8 protein-coding genes are annotated in these 8,115 nt (G+C 61.7%); 3 read left to right on the top strand and 5 right to left on the bottom strand.

Annotated elements, in window-relative coordinates; all coding sequences use genetic code 11:
* From rsxC to rsxA, 3 genes are all read right to left on the bottom strand, one after another.
* Positions 1–1,889, bottom strand: a 1,889-nt coding sequence (gene rsxC, locus AB5Y59_RS17660) for an electron transport complex subunit RsxC (protein WP_368212444.1), incomplete at its 3' end; no start/stop codon positions are given.
* Between the two features lie 14 nt (positions 1,890–1,903).
* Entirely contained in the window at positions 1,904–2,470 is a 567-nt protein-coding gene (rsxB, locus tag AB5Y59_RS17655) for an electron transport complex subunit RsxB (RefSeq protein ID WP_042017194.1), read from the bottom strand.
* A 4-nt stretch (positions 2,471–2,474) separates the two neighbouring features.
* Positions 2,475–3,056 carry an electron transport complex subunit RsxA gene (gene rsxA, locus AB5Y59_RS17650; RefSeq protein ID WP_039038677.1) on the bottom strand — a complete coding sequence of 194 codons (582 nt, stop codon included), beginning with the start codon at positions 3,054–3,056 and terminating at the stop codon, positions 2,475–2,477.
* 111 nt (positions 3,057–3,167) lie between these two features.
* On the opposite strand from rsxA, the gene AB5Y59_RS17645 reads away from it, so the two are divergent.
* Positions 3,168–4,064, top strand: coding sequence for a DMT family transporter (locus AB5Y59_RS17645; protein WP_042017198.1), 897 nt, complete (start codon positions 3,168–3,170; stop codon positions 4,062–4,064).
* Positions 4,065–4,125: 61 nt separating this feature from the next.
* Positions 4,126–4,323, top strand: coding sequence for a hypothetical protein (locus tag AB5Y59_RS17640; protein WP_039038678.1), 198 nt, complete (start codon positions 4,126–4,128; stop codon positions 4,321–4,323).
* Positions 4,324–4,395: 72 nt separating this feature from the next.
* Here the strand turns inward: AB5Y59_RS17640 and AB5Y59_RS17635 are convergent, their stop codons facing one another.
* Positions 4,396–5,694 (bottom strand): methyl-accepting chemotaxis protein, encoded by a 1,299-nt coding sequence (locus AB5Y59_RS17635; protein WP_368212443.1) that lies wholly within the window; start codon positions 5,692–5,694, stop codon positions 4,396–4,398.
* Between the two features lie 468 nt (positions 5,695–6,162).
* A complete protein-coding gene (locus AB5Y59_RS17630; protein ID WP_201894808.1) occupies positions 6,163–6,588 on the bottom strand; it encodes a DUF4124 domain-containing protein in 426 nt (141 codons plus the stop codon).
* 270 nt (positions 6,589–6,858) lie between these two features.
* Between AB5Y59_RS17630 and fabV the strand changes: the two genes are divergently transcribed.
* Positions 6,859–8,052, top strand: a complete 1,194-nt coding sequence (gene fabV / locus AB5Y59_RS17625; protein ID WP_368212442.1) for an enoyl-ACP reductase FabV — start codon at positions 6,859–6,861, stop codon at positions 8,050–8,052.
* Positions 8,053–8,115 lie beyond the last annotated feature (63 nt).

Below are 8,115 nucleotides of genomic sequence, written 5' to 3'. Positions count from 1 at the left end.
ATGGCCGCCTTCTTGGGGTCCACCTCGGCGGCGGGCCCGGATGCGGCAGCCGGGGCCTCAACGGCGTTATCGGTTGTGTTCACAGATGTCTCACCTGCGACCACCGGCCCGTCACCTTGCGCCTGGGCGGCTTTCTTGGCCTTGGCCCGTGCCAGGGCGGCGGCGATGGCTGCCTTCTTGGGATCCAGCTCTGCCTTGGGATGTTGCTCCCCTGGTGCCGGGGTGTCAGCCAGCCCATTGCCCTCGCCATTGGCGGCCTTGGCGGCACGACGGGCGATGGCCTCCTGCTTGCGCGCCTCACGGGCGGCAATCATGGCCTCGTTGTCCGGTGCGGGTTCACTCACGGCCACCTGGGCCGTCTCCTGTTTGGCCTTGATGCGGGCCAGGGCGGCGGCGACCGGATCTTCGCCCCCGGCCGTCGTCATGGCCTGGCGACGCTGGGCTGCGGCTTCGGCGTGGCGGGCTTCGCGAGCCGCCTTCTCACGCTCGAAGCGAGCCTGCTTGGCCTCGAAGCGCTGCTTGGCACGTTCGGCCTTCTCGGCCTCGGCACGGGCCTCGCGGATGTCATCCTTGGCGATCTTGTAGTACTGCACCAGGGGGATTTCGCTCGGGCAGACCCAGGCACAGGCGCCGCACTCGATACAGTCAAAGAGGTTGAGCTTCTCGGCCTTGTCGTACTCCTTGACCCGGCTGTACCAGTAAAGCTCCTGGGGCAGCAGGGTGGCGGGGCAGGCATCGGCGCAGGCACTGCAACGGATGCAGGCCTGTTCCGGGCCGGGGGGCGGCAGCTCGGCGCGGGTGGGGGAGAGCAGGCAGTTGGTGGCCTTGACCACGGGGACCATGGCGTGGGGCAGGGTGAAGCCCATCATGGGGCCCCCCATGATGACCCGCTGATCCGCCTCCGGTTGCAGCTCGAAACGCTGGAGCAGCCAGCGTACCGGCGTGCCCAGACGCACCCAGGCATTGCCGGGTTTCTTGAAGGCGTCGCCGGTGAGGGTGACGATGCGCTCGATGAGCGGCTCCCCATCGATGATGGCGCGCTTGATGGCAAAGACGGTGGCGACGTTGAGCACCATGATGCCCATGTCCACCGCCCGGCCTCCTTTGGGCACCTGGCGTCCGGTGAGCAGCTCTATGGTCTGTTTGGCGCCGCCGGAGGGGTACTTGGTCGGTACCGACTTGACCAGTACGTCGGCGTCGCTGGCATGGCGGGTCAGGGCCTCGATGGCCGCCGGTTTGTTGTCTTCCACTCCGATCAGGGTGAGCTTGGGCTTGAGCAGGTGCTTGAGTACCCGGATGCCGTCCATGATCTCGTCGGCGTACTCCTGCATCAACCTGTCATCCGTGGTGATGTAGGGTTCGCACTCCAGCCCGTTGACGATGAGGATCTCGGTGAGCTGGCCACGGCCGTCGAGCTTGCTGTGGGTCGGGAAGACAGCGCCGCCGAGCCCGGCGATGCCGGCCTGCTGGATGCGCTCGAGCAACGCCCCCCGCTCCAGGTTCCAGTAGTCAGGCTGGGGTGTGCGCTCGCCCCAGGCATCGTCTCCATCCGGGGTGAGGAGGATGCAGAGATCGTCAAGACCGGAGGGGTGGGCCACCGTGTGCTGCTCAATGGCGGTGATGGTGCCCGAGGTGGAAGCGTGCACCGGCACGATGCGTCCCTTGTCAAAACGGGTGAGGGGTTGCCCCTTCTTGACCTTGTCCCCCACCCGCACCAGCAGTTCGCCGGCCGGACCCGCGTGCTGGCGCACCGGAATGATGAGCTGGGGGGGAAGGCCCGCGTCAACGACGGGGGTCAGGCTGGACTGGTGCTTGTTCTCGGGGGGATGGATGCCGCCGTGAAAATCCCACAGAGTGCCGGCTTTGATGCGTTCGAGCAGATGCTGCATGGTTACTCCGCTGTTTATTCCACTATCTTGACCGGAATGGCGACCTTGGCCAGATCCCATTTCCAGTTGTCGACCGTGGTCGGCACCGGGATCATTTCGATACAGTCGGTCGGGCAGGGGTCGACGCAGAGGTCGCACCCGGTGCACTCGGCCGCGATGACGGTGTGCATCGCCTTGGTGGCACCCAGGATGGCGTCGACCGGACAGGCCTGGATGCACTTGGTGCAACCGATGCACATGTCTTCGTGAATGAAGGCCACCTTCTTGACGGGGATTGCCGCGTCTTCACCGCCGTCCAGAGACTGGGGCTCGACCCCCATCAGGTCGGCAATCTTGCGCATGGTGGCGTCGCCACCGGGCACGCACTTGTTGATCTTGTCGCCATTGGCCAGGGCTTCGGCGTAGGGTTTGCAGCCCGGGTAACCGCACTGGCCGCACTGGGTCTGGGGCAACAGGGCATCAAGCTGATCGACGATGGGATCGGCCTGCACATGAAACTTGACGGCGGCAAAGCCGAGAATAATGCCGAAGGCCAGGGCAAGCAGGGCCAGCACCAGAATGGCAAAGAGTATGTGAATCATAGCGTTATATCTTGATGAGGCCGGTAAAGCCCATGAAGGCCAGCGACATCAGGCCAGCGGTGACCATGGCGATGGAGACGCCACGAAACGGTGCTGGCACGTCGGCGGCCACCAGCCGCTCACGCATGGCGGCAAACAGGATCAGCACCAGAGAGAAGCCGACGGCGGCCCCGAAGCCGTAGATGATGCTCTGGATGAAGTTGTGGCGCTCGTTGATGCTGAGCAGCGCCACGCCGAGCACGGCACAGTTGGTGGTGATGAGCGGCAGGAAGATGCCGAGCAGGCGATAGAGGGTCGGGCTGCTTTTGCGGATCACCATCTCGGTGAACTGGACCACCACGGCGATCACCAGAATGAAGCCCAGGGTGCGCAGGTAGGCGATCTCCAGCGGGATCAGGATGTAGTGCTCCATCAGATAGGAGCAGGCGCTGGCCAGCGTCATGACGAAGGTGGTGGCCAGACCCATGCCGATGGCGGTTTCCAGCTTGCCGGAGACACCCATGAAGGGGCAAAGGCCGAGGAACTTCACCAGCACGAAGTTGTTGATCAGCACGGTGCCGACCAGTAAAAGCAGGTACTCAGTCATTGAAGATGGGTTATCCGGTATGAAGGCGGCCGTATTATCTGATGTTAGGTGCCTTTAGACAACCGCAAGGCCGTATGGTTATTATTCGAATGCCCAATTCATGGAGGCATTGTGCGCCTTTTACCCGTCCTGACGCTGACCCTGGCCATGCTGCTCTGGTCCAGCTCCTTCATCGCCCTCAAACATGTGCTGGAAATCTGGTCCTTCGGTCAGGTGCTCTTCATGCGGATGGGGGTGGCGTCCTGTTGCTGGCTGCTCTGCTACCGCCAGCTTGGTCGCGTCACTTACCAGAAGGGGGATTGGCGCTGGTTGGCCCTGATGGGGGCGCTTGAGCCCTGCCTCTACTTCCTTCTGGAAGTCAACGCCCTGCGTTACACCAGTGCCGGCCAGGCCGGCATGGTCTGTGCCCTGCTTCCCCTGATGGTGGCCCTGGTGGCCTTCGTACTGCTTGGAGAGCGGGTGAGTCGCCGCCAACTGCTGGGCTTTGCCATCGCCATCGTTGGCATCGCCCTGCTGGGGTTGGGGGAGGGCGCCGACGAGTTCGCTCCCAACGCCCTGCTCGGCAACAGCCTGGAGATGGGCGCCATGCTCTGCGCCGCCACCTATTCTGTGGTATTCAAGAAGCTCTCCAGCCGCTACGGCGTGATGACACTGACGGCGTTGCAGGCCTTCGTCGGCACGCTCTTCTTCGCGCCCTTTGCCTTCAGTGCGCCCTGGCCCGCGAGCTGGGCCTGGCAGGACATGGGGGTCATCCTCTTCCTCGGTGCCTTCGTGACCCTGGGTGCCTACCTGCTCTACAACTGGTCGGTGACCCAGGTGAAGGTGACCCTGGCGGCGGCCTATGTGAACCTCATACCGGTCTTTACCCTGCTGCTCGCCTATCTGCTGCTGGGAGAGACGCTCACGGCCCTGCAATGGGTGGCCTGCGCCGCCGTGCTGGTCGGCATCGGGGTGGGCCAGCTGCCGTCCGGCAGGAAGCGTGCGCAGGCAGTCGCCACCGGGGGATGAGTCGCCGCCATTGGGCTACAGTCTGGGCAGGGAAACACGCTGTCGAAGAAGGAGCCGACCGATGAGCGACATGCACTTGCTGGCCGCTGCCAAAAGCCTGTTGAGCCATCCCCCCTTTACCCTGGCCGATGCCAGAGCCCTGGAGGCGCTGGAAGAGGAGGCTGTGGGGGAGGAGGGGCTCTGCATCGCCGCGCTATGGGACATCGCCCTCGCGCTGGCGGACGAGGAAGCCAGACACTATCTCCTGGGGGATGGCTGAGCGGGTGTCGGGTGGGCGGACAGCAATGACAACGGGGGGCCTGGGCCCCCCGTTGTCATTGGCAGCTGTTGCTCAGATGGAGAGGCTCTTGACGGTGTCCGACACCGAGTTGGCGTCCTCGATGATCTCCTTGATGACATCGGCGATGATGGTGGCCTGCTCCTGACCTGCCACCGCCTTGTCGGAGACGACGGAGACGGTCTGGGTGATCTGGGAGGTGATCTCCGAGTTGTGCTTGATGACGGTGACGATCTCGCTGGTGGAGCTGGAAGTGCGCGCAGCCAGTTGCCTCACCTCGTCGGCCACGACCGCGAATCCCCGTCCCTGTTCCCCGGCGCGGGCCGCCTCGATGGCGGCGTTGAGGGCCAGGAGGTTGGTCTGATCCGCGATGCCGCTGATGGTGGAGATGATGGATTCGATGCTCCTGGATTGCTGGTTGAGCTGCTCTATCTGCTTGCTGACCGCATTGACCGAGGTGTTGATGTGAGAGGAGGTGTCGAGCACCCTGTCGATGACCTCCCGTCCCCTGGCGGCGCTCGCGACGGTTTCGCTGGCGATGGCACATGCCTTCTGGGCCGCTTCCCGGGTGGAGATGGATTTCTCCACCCGCTCGGTGATGTCGCTCGCCAGCTTGATGATTTTGACCACCTTGCCCTCGTGGTTGAAGATGGGGTTGTAGGTGGCCTCCAGCCAGATTTTCTCCCCCCGGTGACCCAGACGCATGAAAAGCCCTGACTTGATGTCACCTGAGCCGAGATCCTGCCAGAAATGGGGGTTGTTCTGGTAGAAATCGGTGTCACAGAAGAGGCGATGATGCTTGCCGACCACCTCTTCCAGCCGGTAGCCAAAGCAGTTGAGGAAATTCTGGTTGGCGGTGATGACGGTGCCATCGGGTTGGAAATCGATGACCGCCAGGGACTTGTCCAGGGCTGCCAGCAGGGCCTGGGTGCGCTCCAGGGTGGATTGCTGCTGGGTCACGTCGGAGGCGACCTTGGCGATCCGCACCACCTTGCCGTCGATCACGATGGGGAAATAGGTCGCCTCCAGCCACACGGCCTTGCCGGATTTCGACTGGCGAATGAAGCGGCCGCTGCGGGAGACGCCGTGGCGCAGATCCTGCCACAAGGTCTCGTAATCCCGGGTATTGACGTCGTCGGGGAAGCAGAGGGTGCTGTGATGCTTGCCAATCACCTCGTCACGCTCAAATCCCACGATCTTGAGAAACAGCTCGTTGGCGAAGGTGACCACTCCCGCCGGGGTGAACTGGACGAAGGGGACCTGCAACTGGATAGCCTGTTCAAATGCCCCCAGCTCCACCACCCTTGCCGCTTGCTCACTGGCTTCCTTGCTTGCTTTTTGATTCCAGAACATGACAGTGCTCCTCCATGAGACCCTTGAATGGGATAACGACCGAATCTGAGTAAATTAACAATAGCATTGCGTCCTGATGAGTCGTCATCGAACTCAAATTAACTTTTTATTTTTCAATGTTGATAAATGGCTTTTTAATTGTGGGGTCTCGTACAAGGGTTATTTATCTCCTGGGCCGCCCTGGCCCCAGGGAATATTGGCATGAAGGCGCCTCTTTTGGCACTGACTATTCTATATATCGCCTTCATATGAACCCAGTGGCGCGCCATGTGGCCTACATGGGGATTCAATGAGTCTTATATGGGCACAGTGAAATAGGTGGAGGCGGGGATCTGGAAATAGCCGCTATCTGACTCTCTGGTGTGAGAAATAAACGGCCAAGGGTGTGAGCTTTTGGATATGCGGCATGTGTGAACCCGTGACGACATTGCCGCTTCGGTATATTTTTTGTCCCGAAACAGGGAGTGTTTATTTTGCCTGCAAGGTAGAGAGTTTCTGGTTCAGGGACTCAATCTCTTTCTGATATCGGGTAGTGACCGACTGCATCTCTGCCGAGACATTGCGGGATCTTGCCTTGTTCTCCGTGATCTGGGTCATCTCGTTGTTCATCTTCTGCTTTTTGGCCTCGATCTCGGTGCGCAGCGCCTCGGCCTGGCGTTGTTTCTGGCCGTTCGCCAGGCTCTGCTCTATCTCCCGGGTCTGGTTGGCCGCCTGCTCCACCGCCTCGGGGGAGGGGGTATAGACATTGAGTGCCATGGGTTTGGCGTCGCTGCTGCAGGGGATGTCGCTGAAGGTGATCTGCCCGTCGCGGGCGCATTGATAGACAGCCGCCTGGACAACGGGGACGTTGGCAAGTCCCAGGCAGGCGAGAGAGATGACCAGCATGCGTGACATAGACTCCTCCTTGAATCCTCTTCCTTGCACACTAGTACATGGCGCAAGGTCAGACAACGGCCTCGTTCCGGGTGTGACATTCCGGTCCTCACGTTGCCTCTCTCTGGTCCATGGCGGGGAGATCTCCTGCGCAATGGGTGTGCTATGGCGGCATAAAGCGACGGATCCCTGCCTGTTTCCCCGCAGTTCAACACATCAGAGCACCATAACGGGCCGCAATGAGGTATCTTATGCCCCGATTTCATCCATCAAACGGATAAGAGACAACACATGATCATCAAACCCAAGGTTCGCGGCTTTATCTGCACCACCACCCACCCGGTCGGTTGTGAAGCCAATGTTCGTCGCCAGATCGCTTACACCCAAGCCAAGGGCGCCATCGAGAATGGCCCCAAGAAGGTGCTGGTGATCGGCGCTTCCACCGGCTATGGTCTGGCCTCTCGCATTGCCGCAGCCTTCGGCAGCGGAGCTGCCACCATCGGTGTCTTCTTCGAAAAGCCGAGCTCCGAGACCAAGACGGGCTCCGCCGGCTGGTACAACTCCGCCGCCTTCGACAAGGCCGCCAAAGAGGCCGGCCTCTACGCCAAGAGCATCAATGGCGATGCCTTCTCCCACGAGTGCCGTTCCAAGGTGATCGAGCTCATCAAGCAGGATCTGGGTCAGATTGATCTGGTGGTCTACTCCCTGGCCTCTCCGGTTCGCAAGCTGCCGGACACCGGCGAAGTGGTGCGCTCCGCCCTCAAACCCATCGGCGAGGTCTACACCTCCACCGCCATCGACACCAACAAGGATCAGATCATCACGGCCACCGTCGAGCCGGCGAATGAGGAAGAGATCCAGAGCACCATCACCGTCATGGGCGGCCAGGACTGGGAACTGTGGATGGCGGCTCTGCGCGATGCGGGTGTGCTTGCTGACGGCGCCAAGTCCGTGGCCTACTCCTACATCGGTACCGACCTGACCTGGCCCATCTACTGGCATGGTACCCTGGGGCGCGCCAAGGAAGATCTGGACCGCGCCGCCACCGCCATCCGTGGCGATCTGGCCGCCAAGGGGGGGACCGCCCACGTGGCCGTGCTCAAATCCGTGGTGACCCAGGCCTCCTCTGCCATTCCCGTGATGCCGCTCTACATCTCCATGGCCTTCAAGATCATGAAGGAGAAGGGCATCCACGAGGGTTGCATGGAGCAGGTGGACCGCATGATGCGCACCCGCCTGTACGGCGCCGACATGGCGCTGGACGAGCAGGCCCGCATCCGCATGGATGACTGGGAACTGCGTGAAGACGTGCAGCAGACCTGCCGTGATCTCTGGCCCTCCATCACCACCGAGAACCTCAGTGAACTGACCGACTACACCGGCTACAAGCAGGAGTTCCTGCGCCTGTTCGGTTTCGGTCTGGACGAGGTGGACTACGATGCGGACGTGAATCCGGACGTGCAATTCGACGTGGTCGAGCTGTAAGTCGGTCACCAGCACAGACAGGGCCCTGCGGGGCCCTGTTTTTTTGCAGCAGACTCAACCTGT

The organism is Aeromonas sp. s10 (assembly GCF_040907975.1).
GTDB lineage: Bacteria > Pseudomonadota > Gammaproteobacteria > Enterobacterales > Aeromonadaceae > Aeromonas > Aeromonas caviae.
Note: the sequence above shows the minus strand (reverse complement) of the source record. Positions and strands in the feature narration are given on the sequence as shown.

Coding starts and splice junctions, on each gene's coding strand:
- rsxA (WP_039038677.1), bottom strand. CDS start 3,056: ATGACTGAGTACCTGCTTTTACTGGTCGGCACCGTGCTGATCAACAAC.
- AB5Y59_RS17635 (WP_368212443.1), bottom strand. CDS start 5,694: ATGTTCTGGAATCAAAAAGCAAGCAAGGAAGCCAGTGAGCAAGCGGCA.
- rsxB (WP_042017194.1), bottom strand. CDS start 2,470: ATGATTCACATACTCTTTGCCATTCTGGTGCTGGCCCTGCTTGCCCTG.
- fabV (WP_368212442.1), top strand. CDS start 6,859: ATGATCATCAAACCCAAGGTTCGCGGCTTTATCTGCACCACCACCCAC.
- AB5Y59_RS17640 (WP_039038678.1), top strand. CDS start 4,126: ATGAGCGACATGCACTTGCTGGCCGCTGCCAAAAGCCTGTTGAGCCAT.
- AB5Y59_RS17630 (WP_201894808.1), bottom strand. CDS start 6,588: ATGTCACGCATGCTGGTCATCTCTCTCGCCTGCCTGGGACTTGCCAAC.